Source organism: Pseudomonas sp. SDT291_1_S447, from assembly GCF_054070155.1.
In genome coordinates this window covers 1-217 of sequence record NZ_JBSVXS010000452.1, presented here as the reverse complement: position 1 = coordinate 217, position 217 = coordinate 1, and the positions used below count along the sequence as shown (strand labels likewise).

General features: G+C 60.8%; 1 pseudogene. It reads left to right on the top strand.

Features of this window, described 5'->3' with window-relative positions:
* Window positions 1-217 (top strand): annotated as a pseudogene (locus ACW9IR_RS30325) (MFS transporter); the annotation flags it as partial.

Here is a 217-nt window from a genome sequence, read left to right as displayed (position 1 = left end):
CCTGGGTGTCGCTGCTGGTCTGCTGGATGATCTGGATTCTCAACGCCTACGACCGTGAGATCGTGCTGCGCTTGGGGCCGACCATTTCCAAGCATTTCGATTTATCCGCCGACCAATGGGGCACCGTGGCTACCGTGGTGATGCTGGCCCTGGCGCTGCTGGATATTCCCGGTTCGATGTGGAGCGACCGTTATGGTGGCGGCTGGAAACGTGCGCG